The organism is Planobacterium oryzisoli, assembly GCF_015354315.1.
Lineage (GTDB): Bacteria > Bacteroidota > Bacteroidia > Flavobacteriales > Weeksellaceae > Planobacterium_A > Planobacterium_A oryzisoli.
The window spans coordinates 12,721-30,027 of the sequence record NZ_JADKYY010000002.1 but is presented as its reverse complement, the minus strand read 5'-3'; the positions used below and the strand labels follow the sequence as shown (position 1 = coordinate 30,027).

The following is a 17,307-nucleotide window of genomic DNA, read 5'->3' as shown; positions in this document are numbered from 1 at the left end:
TTTGGTAGAGCTTTCCTCTTTTTTATAAAAGTCTTGCTATCTTTCCTGTTGGTGGTAGTAAGCCAGCATTTTATAGTAGAGTTTAGCGGCCAAAAATGCAGTCGGTTTGGAATAGGGGCTGTCCATTAATTCTACAATATCAAATGCTACCACATTGCATTTCCTGAATACTTTTTCTAAAAGTTGAAGTGTTGGGTACCAAGCCAATCCACCAGGCTCAGGCGTACCTGTCGACGGAGCAATGGAGGGATCGAACGCATCTAGATCTATAGTGATGTACACATTTCCAGAAACCTTATCCAAAACATCGTCTATCCAGTTAGGATTGTTGTGTATTTCATGTGCCCAAAAACATTGGTCCTTGGGTACAAACTGCATTTCTTCCGCATCCATTGAACGGATACCCACCTGCACCAAATTATGTTTCTGGCTTGCTTCATAGACTGCGCACGCATGGTTGGAAGTGGAGCCATGGAATTCAGGCCGCAGGTCTGTATGAGCGTCCAACTGCAGGACAGTAAGATTTTCAAATTTTTCGCCAACCGCACGGATCGACCCAATGGATACGGAATGTTCTCCTCCAAACAAGGTAAAGAGTTTGCCTTCATTTTTAAGCAACTCTGAGGTCTTCTCATACACTGCCTGCGTCATAGCTTCTGGACTGCTTTTTTCCAAAACCTCTCCTGCCATCCACACACCATGCAAATACGGCTCAGTGCCTGTTTCAATATCGTACAACTCCATATTTTCCGATGCATCTAAGAATAAAGCAGGACCTTTATCTGCGCCTTTCCCCCAAGTACTAGTACCATCGTACGGTACAGTCAACAGCATAACTTTGGAATTTTCTAATAATGCATTTTCTTCAGGAATCCCTGCGTATGTAATCATATAGAGCGTTTTAATTTTTCTATTAGCAAAGATAAGAATTTAAAATCCTTATTTTTGACAAAAACCTATGCCTTTAAAAGCCGTACTATTCGACATGGATGGTGTAATCGTAGATACAGAACCCTTGCACCGCAAAGCCTACTTCCATCTCTTTAAAGATTTAGGCATAGAGGTAAATGATTCCCTGTACGAAACCTTTACAGGTAATTCTACCCAAAAGGTTTGTCAGCGTATTATTGATCTGTTTGGACTTGACCTTCATTGGAAAGATCTAGCGTCTATAAAACGTAAATATTTCAAGCATTATTTTGATACGGACAGTGATTTTGGACTTTTAGAGGGAGTTGACTCGTTAGTTGAACTTTACCGTTCGCAGGGAATCAGAATGGCGGTGGCTTCCTCTGCGCACAGGAACACTATACAATGGGTTCTGGATAAATTTAACCTGCAAGATTATTTCAAGTCTACTATAAGTGGGGCTGATCTAAAGGAATCCAAGCCCCATCCTGAAATCTTTCTTTTAGCAGCTGAATCACTTGAGCAAAGCACACAGAACTGCATGGTAATTGAAGACTCAACCAATGGCATCATTGCTGCAAAACGCGCAGGGATTTTCTGTGCTGCATTTAAGAGCCCTAATTCGGTGGGACAAGATTATTCTCAAGCCGATGTATTAGTAGATCAGTTGTTGGAGCTAACCCCCGATAGAATTAATCGCTTAATGAAATGAAAAAACAGTTCTAATAACCAAGTAGTTTCAGTATGTCCTCGGGCTCTTGCTGCTCTCTAAAGATTTCATAATGAAATTCGCCATTTTCGTCTTTGTCTATCAAAATATGTCTCGGCTGAGGCATAAGACAGTGGTGTACACCACCGTATCCGCTTATAGTCTCTTGATAGGCGCCGGTATGGAAGAAACCAATATAAAGTGGCTTTGTATCACTGAAAACCGGTAAATAAATAGCATTGGTGTGCTGTTCGGAATTGTAATAATCATCAGAATCGCAAGTTAGTCCTCCTAGAAATACACGTTCGTAGGTATCATCCCAACGGTTTATGGGAAGCATTATAAAGTGTCGAGAAATAGCCCATGTATCAGGCAAAGTCGTCATAAAGGAAGAATCGATCATATTCCATTTTTCCCTATCATTCTGCCGTTTTTGAGAAATCACTTTATATACGTTGGCTCCACTCTCCCCTACGGTAAAACTACCGAACTCGGTGTAAATATTTGGCTCGTCAACCCCTTCCTCTTCACAAAATTTCTTGATCTGAGAAACAATTTCCTCCACCATGTATTGGTAGTCGTAGTCAAAATTAAGAGAAGTTTTAATTGGAAAACCTCCTCCAATATTTAATGAATCAACCTCCGGTGCGATCTTCTTCAACCGCGCATATACACGTAAACATTTATAGAGCTCATTCCAATAGTATGCCGTATCCTTTATACCCGTATTGATAAAGAAATGAAGCATTTTTAACCGTGCATTCGGATGTTCTGCAATCTTTTGCGAATAGTATGGAATAATGTCTTTATAACCAATTCCCAACCTTGAGGTATAAAACTCAAATTTTGGTTCTTCCTCAGAAGCGATCCGAATACCTATATTAAATGTGGAATCTATACTTTCAGTCAGCTTATCCAGCTCCCGATAATTATCTAAAATAGGGGTAATATTTGAAAACCCCTTATTAATCATCTCTGAGATCTTTTGTAAATAGTCATCGGTTTTAAATCCGTTACAAATTACCTCGATAGTCTTATCGGTTTTTCCTTTATCATACAACGCCTTGACAATGTCCATATCATAGGCAGATGAAGTTTCAATTGAAATATCGTTTTTCAGTGCCTCTTCCAATACAAAGTTAAAATGACTGGACTTCGTACAGTAACAGTAACGGTATGACCCGTTGTACTCGTGCTTTTCGAATGCTTCTCTAAACCAACCTTTTGCCCTCTGAATATTGTGGGAAATCTTTGGCAGGTAACTTATTTTTAAGGGTGTTCCAAATTTTTCAATGACCTCCATTAAAGGAATGTCGTGAAATAAAAGGCTATTTTCAGATACATTAAATTCCTCAGTAGGAAAATAGAGTGTCTGGTCAATAAGTTCTGAGTACTTTATTTTCATTTACAAAGTGGGGTCTTAAATTGGTGACTGCAAAATTGCAAAAAAAGAATGACTATTGCAGTACAAATCATTAAAGACTATCATTACTCTGATCCAATCGACCTATAAAGAGTAGTAGATCCCCTTCCGAGTAGCTAATTTCAATCTCATCAGCTACCGCTACATTTCTGGTACCTATCCGACGTGTTATATCAAGTGTGTCTCCTTTTAAACTCCATTTAAGACCCTTAGTAATGACCTGCCTTGCGATGGGGTAGGGATACAACGATACCAGCTGTCCGGGCGTAGTTATGATAACAGAAGAATTGGGCAGAAAGAAATATTTTGCAAACTTATCGTAGAAAACTAGTTCTAGGCGGTGCTTAAACTGATGTGCAACATGGATGTTTCCAAGAAAATGGTCCATCTCCCCTCCACTCCCCCCATATACATCCACATGGGTAGCACCTTGAAGATGAAGGATTTCAAGAGCTTTATAAAAATCGGTGAAGTTCTGATCGGGAGTAGGTATGTATTTTTCGCTATAAAGTATGGAGTCGTCTGGAGTGTGGGAATCAAAATCCCCAGATATAAACGTTAGTCTGTTGGGATCCAAACCTAAATCCTTCACATAATGGAATGCGCCGTCTGTACAAGCCACAATATTATAGCCCTCTAGTTTGGGGAGCTCACCTGGTGCAGTACCATTTATAAAAAGCAGAGCGTTGACTTCGCTGTTCATCTATCTGCTATTAGGGTTCCAAACGGCCTCTTGTTTCCCCTGTGTTTTAGCTACATAACGGGATAGCACAAAGAAATAATCGGACAAGCGGTTTAAATAAACCAAAAGCTCTGCGCGCACCTGTTCGTTCTGGGCCAATGCTACCAGATGACGCTCTGCTCTGCGCGTCACCGTTCGACATACATGCAATAAGGAAGAAGCTCGACCACCTCCCGGAAGAATAAAATATTTAAGGGGATCCAGGAATTCTTCCATTTGATCCATCCACTGTTCCAACTGCTCAATATCCTGCTGCTGGATAACCAGAGAAAGTCGAGGTTTACCGCTTGCTAGATAAAGTTTGTCTGTAGGTGTTGCTACTTCAGAGCCCAACGTAAATAGATTGAACTGTATGGTGCTTAACTGCATTATTTTTTCTTGCTCCAGCTCTTCACATAATGCTACTGCAACCTGCGCGTTTAACTCATCGACGGTGCCATACACCTCCACACGTAAATCCGCTTTAGAGACTCTCTCTCCGCCGTACAGCCCAGTTTGGCCTTGATCACCGGTTTTTGTATAAATTTTCATATAAGGTTATTGGACTCTAGAAGTTGATGCTGCATTTACGATATGTAGTACAGATTTGCTCTGCTTATCAAAAATGAGTGTACTATTGCTTCCCGTTGTTTTTACTTGATAGAAATCCAACCTTCCTTGCTGAACCCTTTGTTTCAAGCTATCAACGTCAATGTAATTCCCCGGAATCCACTTACCTAAAACTTCAAGTTGTGAAAGAACGGAGCTGCCCTCAAGTTTTTTCACTACAGCCTTATTTTGCTCTCTTCCCTCGCTTAACACATTTAATAATTCCATGTGGTCAGAGGAAGGATAATTGAAATAATAATATGATTTTCCTGTCGGCAGTGCGATATGCTTCCCCATTACGTCTTGATACTCGGGCGTAGTTAATTGAGGATATAGTTCGGATAGCGAGGCATCCTTAGCCGATAAGATATTAGATATCTGGCCTTCAATAGTTTTACCAATTTGATCATTAACTTTTTGCTGTACAGTACTTTTTGTGCTTTCTACAACTTCCTGGACGCTTTGTTCGACCTGATTACAGGAAACTAATATGCTACCTGCTAGAGTAATGGGTAGTAAATGCTTGAGTATTTGTTTCATTAAATTTCTTTATAGGTACTAACTAATTTTTCTAAATTAAGACTTCTGGCCGAGGCATCAAAGATTTTTTTATAAGTTCCATCTCGTGCAATAAGCTCATCGTGGGTTCCTTTTTCGACCATTTTACCTTTTTCCATTACAAAAATAATGTCCGCATCTAGTATCTGCGAGAGGGAATGCGATATTATGACAACTGTTCTGCCGCGCTTTATTGCGTCTAACGAATTCTTAATTTGTTCTGTAGCTATTGCATCTAGACTTGCTGTAGGCTCATCTAAAAATATAACAGGTGGATCTTTTAAGAAAAGCCTGGCAATAGCTATCCGCTGTTGCTGACCTCCAGAGAGTTGTGTTGCATCGTGTTTATACTGCAGTGGGAGTGCCTCAATCTGATCATGAAGATACGCTTTTTTAGCAGCATCAACCACGGATTCAAACGTGGCATTCATGTCGCCATACCGAATATTATCCTCTATACTACCTTGAAATATATGGTTCTTTTGCAGTACTAAACCGATATCTTTTCGTAGCGCTTGGTTTTCATAGTCCTGGAGGTTTATTCCGTCCAGGGTAATACTTCCCTCTGTAGGAACATAAAATTTTGATAGTAAATTTACTATGGTACTTTTCCCCGCCCCGCTTAGGCCCACCAAGGCGGTGGTTTTTCCCTGCTCAATGCGCATATTCACATTATCAAGTGCCGGAGATCCTCCCGGATAAGAAAAGCTCACATCAGAAAGTTGAAATGTCCCTTCAATTTCTTTAGTTATGGCTCCACTAGGTTCCACTTGCTCCTTCGCATTAAGAATGTCAAAATAGCCTTCAGCGTAAATAATTGCGTCGTTCATATCGTCGTAAATACGATGTAATTGCCTTATAGGCGCCGATACATTTGCAAAAAGCATGATATGCAGCATAATAGCGCCTATAGTCATTTGCTGGTCTAAAACCAAGTATACTGTAAGAATGATCACCAGTACTACACCAAACTGCTCGATGAATGTTTTTAACCCATCATAGATAAAATTCGTCCTTCTGGTATAGAGCTGACTTTCCATAAGGTCCATTTGCAGATTATATTGCTTGGTACCTTCAAACTTTTCGCGTACAAAACTCTTAATGACCATGATAGAATTAATCAGATTCAAGAGGCCGGATGTTTTCTTTTCCCGCTGATTACGCAAATTTCTTCTAACTCCACTTAATTTTTTCGCCTGTAAGGAACTTACATAGAAATACACGGGAACCACTACAGTGGAAACAATTCCTACATATACATTTTGCATATACATGACTACCAGTGCAATGGCAGCATTGGCAAACAGCGGGAGAATATCTATGAAGAAATTTTGAACCAACCTAGTGAGGCTTTCAATCCCTCGGTCAATGCGGGTCTGGAGCTTTCCACTCTGATGGTTTTCATCCGTGAAATAGGAAACTTGATAAGTTAGAATCTGATCAATTGCTTTTTGTGCAAGGACGGAACTTGTATTGATACGAATTTTCTCACCGTAAAATTTCTGACCGAAGTTTATAAAGATATTTGCGAGTTCCTTAACCAGAAGTATTACCGAGATTACCACCAACACATGTATTCCCTGATTCATTGGATCAGGAAGTCGGATAAGCTTCTCTACTTCGTCTACGGTGTATTTTAATACTAATGGATTTACCTGCGCGGCCAATGCACCCAAAAAAGTCAGAACTAAAGTTCCCCATATCATTAGCCTATAAGGCTTTATAAAGGGAAGTATCTGCCGATAGATCCCTAAAATTGTGAGGGTTCTTTTGAAACGTTTGGTCATAGCATTACCACTAAGCAAAAACAATGCTATTTAGCCTTCGTAGGTGTGCATTGTAATATAACTTAGTTCTTCATCGGGTAATTCGATGCTCCTAGCAGTAAAGTCCTGAAGATCTATTCCATGTGAACCGTGTAGCTTCTGAAATACGAAAGAATTGAATTGGGATTTATCTACCACACTCTTAAAAATGTAATCAATCTCAGAGTTGGCCAAGGAAGCAAAACTCATGTCCTCGAAACCATGAAATATGCGTAGGTTATCTTCCCCTTGGAAATATTCATCTACATAGGCCTGGAGTTTCTCCCTGGAGTCAAAGTTACCTCCCCATATATGGTACCCCATAATTTTTTTCTTTGGTTTGTCATCTATACTTTGATAAACAAAATTCTCTCCCAAATATGCTTCGCGAACCTGTGGGTCATTTGCAAGATCTGCAGGCAGACCTTCCTTTAAAATTCGGCCCTCAAACATAATATATGTCTTGTGGGTAATGGCCAAAGTTTGCTGGACATTGTGGTCGGTGATTAGAATCCCAATGTTTTTTTGCGTCAGGCTTCGTACAATTTTCTGAATATCTTCCACTGCAATTGGATCCACCCCTGCAAAAGGTTCATCTAATAGAATGAAACTAGGGCTAGTGGCCAGACAGCGGGCAATTTCTGTACGGCGCCGCTCCCCACCAGAGAGCAGGTCGCCACGATTATGACGTACATGTTCAAGGGAAAATTCCTCAATTAGCTCATCACACTTGATACGCTGCTGTTTCTTGCCGAGTTTGGTAAGTTCTAAAACACCCATTATATTCTGTTCGACAGATAGTTTTCTAAACACGGACGCTTCTTGGGCAAGGTATCCTATACCTTTCTGTGCGCGTCGGTACATGGCATCGGAGGTAATATCCTTATTGTCCAGAAAAATCTTGCCTTCGGTAGGTTTTACAAGTCCAACCGTCATATAGAATGTAGTAGTTTTTCCTGCTCCATTGGGCCCGAGCAAACCCACAATTTCCCCTTGGGAAACTTCTACCGAAACCCCTTTAACTACTTTCTTTGGGCCATACTCTTTAACTAAATTCTCTCCTCGTAATACCATTTTATTTTTGTATAATCATACCTTATTTTCCCATTATAATAGCAGCCTCTTTTGCTGCATATGTGAAAATCATATCGGCTCCTGCGCGTTTTATACATGTCAAGCTTTCCATTATAGCAAGATCGTTATCCAACCATCCGTTGGCGGCAGCCGCCTTAAGCATACTGTATTCCCCACTAACATTATACACAGCAATAGGGAGGTCAATCTCGCTACGCACTGTGCGTACGATATCTAAATACGGTAGTCCTGGCTTAATCATGATAATATCCGCACCTTCCGCTACGTCTTTGTGCACTTCATCCATTGCCTCGCGCGCATTGTGAAAGTCCATCTGGTAGGTTTTTTTATCACTAGGGACCTTATCACCATCTTTGGGAGCACTGTCCAATGCACTTCGAAAGGGGCCATAAAAGGAACTTGCATATTTTGCCGCATAGCTTAATATCCCAACATCATGGTAGCCGTCTTCTTCCAATGCCGTCCGGATTGCCGCTACCCTTCCATCCATCATATCGCTCGGCGCTACAATATCCGCTCCGGCCTCGGCCAGAGAAACAGACATACGGGCTAAGGCATGGTTGGTTGCATCATTTGCGATTTTGCCGTTTTCTACAATTCCATCATGTCCGTATATGGAATATGGATCTAGTGCTACATCGGGCATTACCACCATTTCGGGCACTGCCTCTTTTATTGCGCGGATTGATTGCTGCATGAGTCCGTCAGGATTCCAAGATTCTTTGCCTGTATTATCTTTCAAACTCTCGTCCACTTTCATGTACAGATTTACTGCTTTAACCCCCAACGCATACAATTCCTTACATTCTTTCACCGTTAAATCTAGGGAGCGACGGAAAATCCCTGGCATGGATAAAATTGGCTCTTCCCTGCCCTTTCCTTCCATTACAAACATTGGCATAACCAAATCGTTAACACTCAATGTTGTTTCTTGTACTAAACTCCGCAGTGCAGCAGTAGTACGTAATCTTCTATTTCTTGAATAAATAATCATGTTCTATTAATTTTCGACGCTTTCTAATAGGCTTCACTTCCTTTACCGTCCTGTAGAATGGCTACTGCAGAGGAGGTTCCAATCCTACCTACTCCATGTGCAATCATTTCTTTTGCCTCCTGAGCGTTACGAACGCCACCGGCTGCTTTTACCGAAAGCGTTCCACAATGCTTCTTAATGATATCCACATGTTCAATTGTAGCGCCATTAGGCTTTCCCTCGCCTGCAGGGTAAAACCCCGTCGAGGTTTTTACAAAAATACTTTTGTGGTATTCTAATGGAAAATTCTCTTTGGCCCATTGGTAAAGAAGTGTGGAAATCTCCGAAATCTGTTCATTAGTTAGTGCTGCCGTCTCTATAATCCATTTTACAACTTTACCCTTTTCAAAAGTCAACCCTGTTCCTTCCAGAAATTCCTTCTTAACCAATTCGGTATTCCCTTCAATAAAGGCAGTGTAATTAAGCACAAAATCAAGCTCGTCCGCACCTGCATCAAGCGCCTTTGTAGCCTCCTCCATTTTAAGGTCCGTTGTATAGGTTCCCTCGTGGAAACCAATTACCGTTCCTACTTTAACGTTAGATGAGTCTCTACGTAATTCGTCTTTTGCTAGAGAAACGAACTCAGGGCGAATCATTACTGCAAAAATGCCATTGGCTTGCGCTTCATGGCACAGTGCAACTACCTTATCTATAGTTTGCTGTTGTGATAAACCCGATTGCTCTGGGGTTTTTAAATAGGTTGAATCTAAATAGACTGCTAAATTCATCATTAAACTTTTAATTGTCTGTTTATGCTTTGCTCCAATGAGATAAATGTTTCGGTGCGCGTCACTCCGACCAGCTTCTGTATCTTACCGAGAATCTCCATAAGGTGGTCGTTATCCCGGCATAGGACCTTTAAGAATATAGTATAATTACCGGTCGTGTAATGAGCCTCTACCACCTCATTGATTTCATTCAGCGATTTTACAGCTTCTTGATAATGGCTTGGTTTCTCCAAGTATACTCCTATGTATGAAACTACTTTATAGCCAATTCTCCTTGGATTAAGAAAGGATATAGAGTTTTCTATTACATCCGCTTGTTCTAGCTTTTTGATACGCTGGTGTACAGCAGTGGTAGAAATTCCAATTTGTTTAGAGATATGTGCCAGGGAAGTCTTGGCATTATCCATAAGCAGATGGATTATCTGTCTGTCTATTGCATCAAGCTGATAGTCGGGGGAAGAACTGGTTTTCATTTATGGTATATCTTTAATTCCTAATTTAACTAATACTGGGTAATGGTCGCTGTACCCTCCTAAATATCTGGTGCCGGCATAGGTTCTAAACGGCCGACCTTTAAATCTCTTGTCCCAATTTTCAATTTCCTGGTGCCGGAAAACTTCTGCCTGCAAAAGATGTAATGAACCCTTATCCTGCTGGAGAAAATGCTGTGAAAGAAGAATCTGATCAAAGAGCAGACCTTGACGGTAATGAAAAACAGAGTAGTTCTGTGCTCTAAAAACGTCTCCAAATGGATTAAACAAAATCGACTCATCTCCCATTTGCAAAAAGTCTGTCATAAGGTCATCGAGTGGATTTTCATTAAAATCACCCATAACTAAAACCCGTTCGTCACTTCCACTTAACTGGTGGATTCTTTCTTTGAGCTCATTAAGAATATGTGCACGCTTAGCCTTATTGATATCATTCTCCCTTTTAGAAGGTAAATGTACTACAAATACATGCACCGTTTCAAAATGCCACTTAATCTTAACCCATAAAACATCCCGTGTAGTATCTGCACGCCCGTTCCCCTCGAAGTTATCGCCAAAAAAATAGACTAACGGTTGAGACTCTATTACTTCAATAGTTTTTGTATGAAAAGCTAAAGCCACATCCATTCCTCTTTCGTCCAAGCTCTCAAAATGAACCACATCGTATTCTCCTTTAAAAACAGAATGTGCAAGCAGGTCTTGTACTGGCAATTTTCCTTGGACTTCACTAAAACCAATAAGGACTGGTAAAGCTTCATGCTTTTGTTCTATCAGATGGAAAACATTGGCCAGTTTATATAATTTGTTCTCGTAGCGAGCTCTATTCCACCTATTCAAACCGGAGTGTGAATGAGACTTAGTTCTTTTTTCCGATGAATCGGGCAAAAAAAGGTTTTCGACATTATAAAAAACCACCGTCTGAAATGCTGCACTTCTAGAGTACGAATTTGAAAGCATGAGTGTAAAATTAATAAATTAATTTCTCATTAGAAGATAATAAGAATATCTGCTGTACGCTTCGTAAAACACTCAAATCTATTCCTGCAGCAAATCAGGCCTTTTGTTTTTAGTTATCTCCAATGCTTTCTCATACCTCCATTCATCAATCTTGGAATCATTACCACTGAGCAAGATTTCAGGCACTTTAAATCCTTTATAATCGGAAGGCCGAGTGTATATGGGTGGAGCCAGTAAATCGTCTTGAAAACTGTCGGTAAGTGCACTTTGTTCGTCATTAAGTACTCCGGGTAGCAGTCTAATGACTGCGTCCGCAAGGACGCAGGCTGCCAGTTCTCCGCCGGTAAGAACGTAATCTCCCACGGAAATTTCCATAGTCACGTGCATATCTCTAATGCGTTGATCTATACCCTTGTAATGCCCACAAATTAACAATAAATTTTGCCGTAATGATAACGTGTTAACTATTTTTTGCTTGAGTGGCACTCCTTCTGGAGTTAGGTAGATAACCTCGTCATACTGTACTTTAGCTTTCAAATCCGTGATACAGCGGTCCAAAGGTTCCACCATCATTACCATACCGGCACCTCCTCCGTAAGGCTCATCGTCTACTTGTCTATGCTTATTGAAACTCCAGTCTCGCAAATTATGCAAATGGACTTCTACCGCATTCTTATCCACTGCACGCTTGATAATACTGGCCGAGAAAAATCCTGTCATTAACTCTGGAAGAACACTTATTATATCTATTCTCATTGAAGGGTGTTATTTTTTTTGGTGGGAAGAATAATGAGTCGCAATGAGCTGTCTTTATTAAAATAGCTCCACATCCAATTGAAAAATACAGCGAGCTTGTTGCGTACAGAGAGAATGAGCATTAAGTGCAGAAACATCCAGAAATACCACGCAAAGGCACCCTGAAACTTAAATTTTGGCAAATCCACTACTGCACGGTGTTTCCCGATTGTAGCCATACTACCTCTATCTACATACTCGAACGGCTCCCATTCCTGCATCTTCGCTTTGAGAATGTTGCGACCAAGATTTTTACCTTGGTTAATGGCCACGTTTGCAACTTGGGGATGTCCTTCAGGATAGTTTGCCGTACTCATATATGCCACATCACCGATAGCAAATATGTTCTCGTAGCCCATAATCCTATTGTACTTATCGGTACGGTATCTGTTACGAAACAATACTTCAGCATTTAGGCCCGGTATAATATTTCCGGTAACTCCTGCGGCCCAAATCACATTATTGCTAGCAATAGTTTTCCCACTCTCCATATAGACCCTGTCGCCATCGTAATCAACGACTTTTTCATCGCTTAGAAACACTACTCCGAGCTCTTTTAAATATTGGTGGCTCTTGCGTTGTGACTCTTCACTCATGACACTAAGAGGCGTGCTTGTTGCGCTTATCAGGATTACTTTTAGATTGTCGAAGTTCATATGGGGATAATCGCGCGGAAGAACTTCCTTTTTCATCTCTGCAAAGGCTCCCGCGAGTTCCACCCCTGTGGCACCGCTCCCCACAATTACAATATTCCAATTACCATCATCGCTCCGCCTTTTCTCAATTATTAATTTCTCGAAAGTCAAAAGCACATGGTTACGTATGGCAATAGCCTCCTGCGTGTTTTTCATGCCGAAGGTCAAAGATTCCATCTTTTCATTACCGAAAAAGTTGGTCCTGCACCCGGTGGCAATTATGAGTTTATCGTAATGGAACTCTCCGTCCTCAGTTAGAATTCGGTTTTGCTCAGGATAGACCTGCAAAACTTCCGTCATTCGAAACTGAGTATTGCGAGAACGTTGGAAAATTTTTCGAAATGGGAAAGAGATATTAGAGGGTTCAATCCGACCGCAAGCCACTTGGTAAAATAATGGCTGGAACATATGGTGGTTCACCTTGTCGATTATGATTATTTTCTTCTTTTTATTATTGAGTGTTTTAGCAATTTGCAAACCTGCAAATCCTCCGCCGACAATAATTATTTTCTCCCTGGTTTCCATGGTACAAAATTACAGAAATTATATCGGAAGGTTCAATTTCCATTCCAGACCGCGTTCTAAGAGAACAACCACCAATCAGGAAATGGTTTTTTGTACTTTTGCCACTTTATCAAACGTACTATGAATTACATACTAGCAGAGAACATAGCAAAATCTTACGGTATCAGAACTTTGTTTAGCGCTATTAGCTTCAGCATCAATGAAGGAGATAAAATTGCAGTCGTTGCAAAAAATGGGGCCGGTAAATCCACTCTGTTAAAGATGATATTAGGCACTGAAACTCTAGATCAAGGAAGCATAGTAGTTAACAAGGAAGTGCAGGTGGTACTTTTCGATCAAGAAATTCAATTTCATTCTGATTTATCAGTGCATGAATACATGATGTCTTTGGAGAGCGGTCCTATCAAAGCACTGCGCAATTACCACGACGTTATAGACTCTGGTGATTCATCAAAGATGCAAGAAGCGTTACTTGAAATGGAGCGCCATCAGGCTTGGGATCTGGAAAATGAGATGAAAATTATCTTGTCCCAATTATCTATAACCAACCTCCACGCGCAAATGGGTTCACTCTCTGGCGGTCAGATAAAACGTGTTGCCCTTGCAAAACTTCTTACCGAGACACGTGCAGAACACCGTCATGTACTGCTGATTATGGATGAACCTACTAATCACTTAGATGTTGAAATGGTTGAATGGCTTGAAGCCTACCTGGCAAAACAAAAAATAACTTTACTTCTTGTCACCCACGACCGCTACTTCCTGGACTCGGTGTGTGACACCATATGGGAAATTGATAATGGCTCTTTGTTTGTGCATGAGGGTAGTTATGCACGTTACCTAGAAAACAAGATGATTCGGGAGGAAAACATGTCGGCAACAATAGATAAAGCTCAAAATCTTTACAGAAAAGAACTGGAATGGATGAGGCGTCAGCCTAAGGCGCGAACTACCAAATCCAAGTCAAGAATTGAGGCCTTCTACAAAACAGAGCAGATTGCCACTACCGACACTTCCACTCAAAATCTGGACCTAAATTTCGAGATGAAAAGGCTCGGAAAGAAAATATTGGAACTAAAAAACATTACTAAAACCTACGGTAACCTCATAATCTTAAAGGACTTTAGCTACACGTTCCAACGGGGAGAGAAAATTGGAATTGTGGGCCCTAATGGAGCTGGAAAGTCCACTTTGTTAAATATTATTCAAGGTCTTGAAACGATGGATCGTGGACATATTGAAGTGGGCGAGACCATTACATTTGGCTATTTCTCACAAAAAGGCCTTGAGTTTGATCCTCAGATGCGAGTTATTGACCACATCCGCGAAATATCTGAGAATTTCCCTCTGGCAGGGGGCCGAACAATTTCGGCAAGTCAATTTCTAAAACTGTTCCTTTTTGAGGATCAAACGCAGTATTCGCCTATTGGAAAACTTTCGGGTGGCGAAAAGCGCCGACTTCATCTAATGCAAGTTTTGTATTCGAATCCCAATTTCTTGATATTTGATGAACCGACTAACGATCTGGACCTGCCGACCCTAACGGTACTGGAAAATTTTTTGTTTCAATTTCAGGGTTGCTTAATAGTGGTCTCTCACGACCGCTATTTCATGGACCGTATCGTAAGCCACGTGCTCGCATTTGAGGGTAACGGAAGTATTAAAGATTATCCAGGTAATTTTTCCCAATACAGAGAGTGGAAAAAAAGCAAAGATAGTGAGCAGAAAAAAAATACTGAGGATGATATGCCTATAGAAGTTGCGATCACTCCCCCTATGGAGCCTTCTGTCAAGAGAAAACTCACATTCAAGGAAGCACGCGAACTGAAAGAAATTGAAGAGATGATTCCGATTCTTGAAGCTGAGAGGGAAGCGATTATGCAGAAGCTAAATTCCGAGACCGACTACAAAATAATAAGTACGCTTTCAGAATCCCTAAAAAGTACCACCAATAGACTTGAAGAATTAGAGCTGCGCTGGCTTGACCTTCAGGATTTACAAAATTAACACTCATGAACAAACAGGTACTAGAGCCCAAATACGGACTCTTCACAGCTATTTCCATGGTGATTGGCCAGGTCATAGGATCAGGAATTTTTTTTAAAGTGGATGATATACTTCTCTCCACAAGTGGAAATGTCCTTGCAGGACTTTTTGGGTTTTTGATTGTGGGAATCAGTGTTGTTTTTGCTTCAATGGCCATGTCCTCTTACGCTCAGCTTATGCCAACCGAAGGAGGAATTTTAGCATACGTACGTTACCGGTTCGGTGAGTCCGCAGCTGCTTTGGTAGGGTGGATTTACCTCTCTCTATTCTATCCACTACTAACTGCAGTTTTATTTACCGTTTCGGGTATTTACATTTCGCATTTACTAGCGGAAATCATCGATTTCACGCCCACATTTGCGCATTATGTATTAATCGGAGTGTGCAATGCATTCCTTTTCTTACTACTGAATATCTTTCGCCCGCGGCACAGCGGTATCTTCCAACAGATAACTACAGTTCTTAAATTACTTCCTCTTATATTGGTGGCAGCTATTGGAGTTATAACTCTCATTCAAGGCACCGCGGTAGGGCAAACATTCACTGAAGGCACGGTCAAAGCGGCCAACACCAGCCCCTTGTGGACTGCTATTGCTGCAAGCTTTATACCTATCGCATTTGCGTTCGACGGATGGTATATCGCTACTCAAATTTCCGGCGAGGTCAAAAATTCCAGTAGGAATTTACCAAAAGCACTAATCCTAGGTACCACAACTGTACTTATTGTGTACGTGCTATATTATGTAGGAATCACAAGTAAATTAAGTGCATCACAAATAATTACACTCAAAGACAATTATATTGGAGAGTACGCCTCCCTGATAGCAGGAACAGGGGGTAAAGTGCTCATTCAACTTTTTATAATTATCTCCGTACTTGGGACCTCTAATGGTTTATTGCTTGCCTCTATAAGAGTGCCGTACCAGTTTTATAATTTACCTCACGCGCGGAAATTCGCCTCCCTTGGTAGTATAAATCAACTTATCCAAATGCCAGTAAGAAGTGCGGTGTTTGCATTTGTAATCATTCTTATCTATTTTGCTCTCTACTATATCACAAGTACGGTTCCTTTTTTTACCGAAAGAAATTTTGATATCTCCGCAATTCCTATAGCTTTTATATATATGGTCAATGGCGGATTGTTTATCGGACTACTTTCTCTGATAAAAAGGAGAATTATTACTGGCAATAGATTTAAAACAAAAGGCACTGTTTTTGTTGCAATTTTTGGCGTGGCCATAGTGCTTACCGGCACGTTATTTAGTGCCAATGGGATCTTTTACATCCTTTGTTCATTAGTATATGTTGTGGTAGGTCTGGCAATGATCAAACGGAACTAAATTCCTTTTTATGCAAGAAAAAAATTATTTCGACCTTGTTATCAATGTACTAAATAATTGGTACGTAAAATTTGCGCAATTTACACCTAACCTAATTGTAGGATTGGCTGTTTTTGTACTTTTCTTTTTAGCAAGCTCCTATTTAAGTCGAATCTCCGTACGAGTTTTTCAGAGATTTTTCCCTAAAAACCGTAATTACGAAACATTAGTAAATTTAATAGGGTTCTTCCGATTCCTGATAATGCTCATCGCTACCTTTATTGCTCTGGAGATTATGGGACTGAATGGATTTTTTCTAAAATTTCTAGGTAGTTTAGGAGTAGCAGGTATAATCGCCGGGGTAGCATTAAAGGATATTGTATCTTCTATGTTTTCGGGTATGCTGGTCAGCGTGGACAAAGCGTTTAAAGAAGGTGACTATGTCACAATCAATGGCATCTCGGGAACCGTCGATGAAATTGGATTTCTAACTACCAAAGTAATAACCGATGATGGCAAGAAAGTGTACATTCCTAACCAGCTTATTTTTAGCGCACCGTTTACCAATTTCACTGCCTCTTCGCACAGGAAAATATTTATTGATTTAGACATACCCAATACAGAAGACTTAGAGCTTGCAAAAGCAGTCCTGAAGAACGAAATTGAGAAAATTTCCTACGTAGATGACTCCGCCGGCAGTGAAGTATTATTTCTTACGCAAAAATACGGTGTGTATAACCTGCAAGTGCGCTACACCCCCAAAGCAGGAGAAAATATCGTTAAAGCAAAAAGTGAAACATTGCTTCGATTAAAACAAAGATTGGAGAAAGAAGGAATCAAAACCTTTATTCCCCATACTACTATCTAAACGAAAGAAGCCCCTGTGCTT

The 17,307-nt window shown here is 40.6% G+C and carries 16 protein-coding genes and 1 pseudogene; 4 read left to right on the top strand and 13 right to left on the bottom strand.

The window, feature by feature from the left end; translation table 11 throughout:
• Nucleotides 1–36: 36 nt before the first annotated feature.
• Nucleotides 37–891 carry an agmatinase gene (gene speB, locus IC612_RS01725; RefSeq protein ID WP_194738451.1) on the bottom strand — a complete coding sequence of 285 codons (855 nt, stop codon included), beginning with the start codon at nucleotides 889–891 and terminating at the stop codon, nucleotides 37–39.
• 67 nt (nucleotides 892–958) lie between these two features.
• Here speB and IC612_RS01720 point away from each other — a divergent pair, with 67 nt between their 5' ends.
• Nucleotides 959–1,621 carry an HAD family hydrolase gene (locus IC612_RS01720; RefSeq protein ID WP_194738450.1) on the top strand — a complete coding sequence of 221 codons (663 nt, stop codon included), beginning with the start codon at nucleotides 959–961 and terminating at the stop codon, nucleotides 1,619–1,621.
• A gap of 10 nt (nucleotides 1,622–1,631) precedes the next feature.
• Here the strand turns inward: IC612_RS01720 and IC612_RS01715 are convergent, their stop codons facing one another.
• From IC612_RS01715 to IC612_RS01660, 12 genes and pseudogenes are all read right to left on the bottom strand, one after another.
• Nucleotides 1,632–3,023, bottom strand: a complete 1,392-nt coding sequence (locus tag IC612_RS01715; RefSeq protein ID WP_194738449.1) for a type III PLP-dependent enzyme domain-containing protein — start codon at nucleotides 3,021–3,023, stop codon at nucleotides 1,632–1,634.
• Between the two features lie 70 nt (nucleotides 3,024–3,093).
• Nucleotides 3,094–3,744, bottom strand: coding sequence for a thiamine diphosphokinase (locus IC612_RS01710; protein WP_194738448.1), 651 nt, complete (start codon nucleotides 3,742–3,744; stop codon nucleotides 3,094–3,096).
• Nucleotides 3,745–4,314, bottom strand: a complete 570-nt coding sequence (locus tag IC612_RS01705; protein WP_194738447.1) for a cob(I)yrinic acid a,c-diamide adenosyltransferase — start codon at nucleotides 4,312–4,314, stop codon at nucleotides 3,745–3,747.
• A 6-nt stretch (nucleotides 4,315–4,320) separates the two neighbouring features.
• Nucleotides 4,321–4,911 carry a hypothetical protein gene (locus tag IC612_RS01700; protein ID WP_194738446.1) on the bottom strand — a complete coding sequence of 197 codons (591 nt, stop codon included), beginning with the start codon at nucleotides 4,909–4,911 and terminating at the stop codon, nucleotides 4,321–4,323.
• The gene (locus IC612_RS01695) at nucleotides 4,911–6,635 is read right to left on the bottom strand and encodes an ABC transporter ATP-binding protein (protein ID WP_194738445.1); all 1,725 of its coding nucleotides are present in this window, start codon (nucleotides 6,633–6,635) and stop codon (nucleotides 4,911–4,913) included. Before IC612_RS01695 ends, IC612_RS01700 begins: the two co-directional genes overlap by 1 nt.
• Nucleotides 6,636–7,082: 447 nt before the next feature.
• Nucleotides 7,083–7,808 (bottom strand): annotated as a pseudogene (lptB, locus tag IC612_RS01690) (LPS export ABC transporter ATP-binding protein); the annotation flags it as partial.
• Between the two features lie 22 nt (nucleotides 7,809–7,830).
• Nucleotides 7,831–8,823, bottom strand: coding sequence for a porphobilinogen synthase (hemB, locus tag IC612_RS01685; RefSeq protein ID WP_194738443.1), 993 nt, complete (start codon nucleotides 8,821–8,823; stop codon nucleotides 7,831–7,833).
• Nucleotides 8,824–8,846: 23 nt separating this feature from the next.
• A complete protein-coding gene (deoC, locus tag IC612_RS01680; protein WP_194738442.1) occupies nucleotides 8,847–9,593 on the bottom strand; it encodes a deoxyribose-phosphate aldolase in 747 nt (248 codons plus the stop codon).
• Nucleotides 9,593–10,063, bottom strand: coding sequence for an Lrp/AsnC ligand binding domain-containing protein (locus tag IC612_RS01675; protein ID WP_194738441.1), 471 nt, complete (start codon nucleotides 10,061–10,063; stop codon nucleotides 9,593–9,595). Before IC612_RS01675 ends, deoC begins: the two co-directional genes overlap by 1 nt.
• Complete coding sequence (locus IC612_RS01670) at nucleotides 10,064–11,038, bottom strand: endonuclease/exonuclease/phosphatase family protein (protein ID WP_194738440.1); 975 nt, start codon at nucleotides 11,036–11,038, stop codon at nucleotides 10,064–10,066.
• Between the two features lie 78 nt (nucleotides 11,039–11,116).
• The gene (gene trmD / locus IC612_RS01665) at nucleotides 11,117–11,794 is read right to left on the bottom strand and encodes a tRNA (guanosine(37)-N1)-methyltransferase TrmD (RefSeq protein WP_194738439.1); all 678 of its coding nucleotides are present in this window, start codon (nucleotides 11,792–11,794) and stop codon (nucleotides 11,117–11,119) included.
• Nucleotides 11,791–13,053 carry an NAD(P)/FAD-dependent oxidoreductase gene (locus IC612_RS01660; protein ID WP_194738438.1) on the bottom strand — a complete coding sequence of 421 codons (1,263 nt, stop codon included), beginning with the start codon at nucleotides 13,051–13,053 and terminating at the stop codon, nucleotides 11,791–11,793. Before IC612_RS01660 ends, trmD begins: the two co-directional genes overlap by 4 nt.
• A 120-nt stretch (nucleotides 13,054–13,173) precedes the next feature.
• Between IC612_RS01660 and abc-f the strand changes: the two genes are divergently transcribed.
• The 3 genes from abc-f to IC612_RS01645 are packed head-to-tail and all read left to right on the top strand — an operon-like array spanning nucleotide 13,174 to nucleotide 17,286.
• Nucleotides 13,174–15,060 carry a ribosomal protection-like ABC-F family protein gene (gene abc-f, locus IC612_RS01655; protein ID WP_194738437.1) on the top strand — a complete coding sequence of 629 codons (1,887 nt, stop codon included), beginning with the start codon at nucleotides 13,174–13,176 and terminating at the stop codon, nucleotides 15,058–15,060.
• 5 nt (nucleotides 15,061–15,065) lie between these two features.
• A complete protein-coding gene (locus tag IC612_RS01650; RefSeq protein WP_194738436.1) occupies nucleotides 15,066–16,439 on the top strand; it encodes an APC family permease in 1,374 nt (457 codons plus the stop codon).
• 10 nt (nucleotides 16,440–16,449) lie between these two features.
• On the top strand, nucleotides 16,450–17,286 hold the full coding sequence (locus tag IC612_RS01645) for a mechanosensitive ion channel family protein (protein ID WP_194738435.1): 837 nt from the start codon (nucleotides 16,450–16,452) through the stop codon (nucleotides 17,284–17,286).
• Nucleotides 17,287–17,307: the final 21 nt, after the last annotated feature.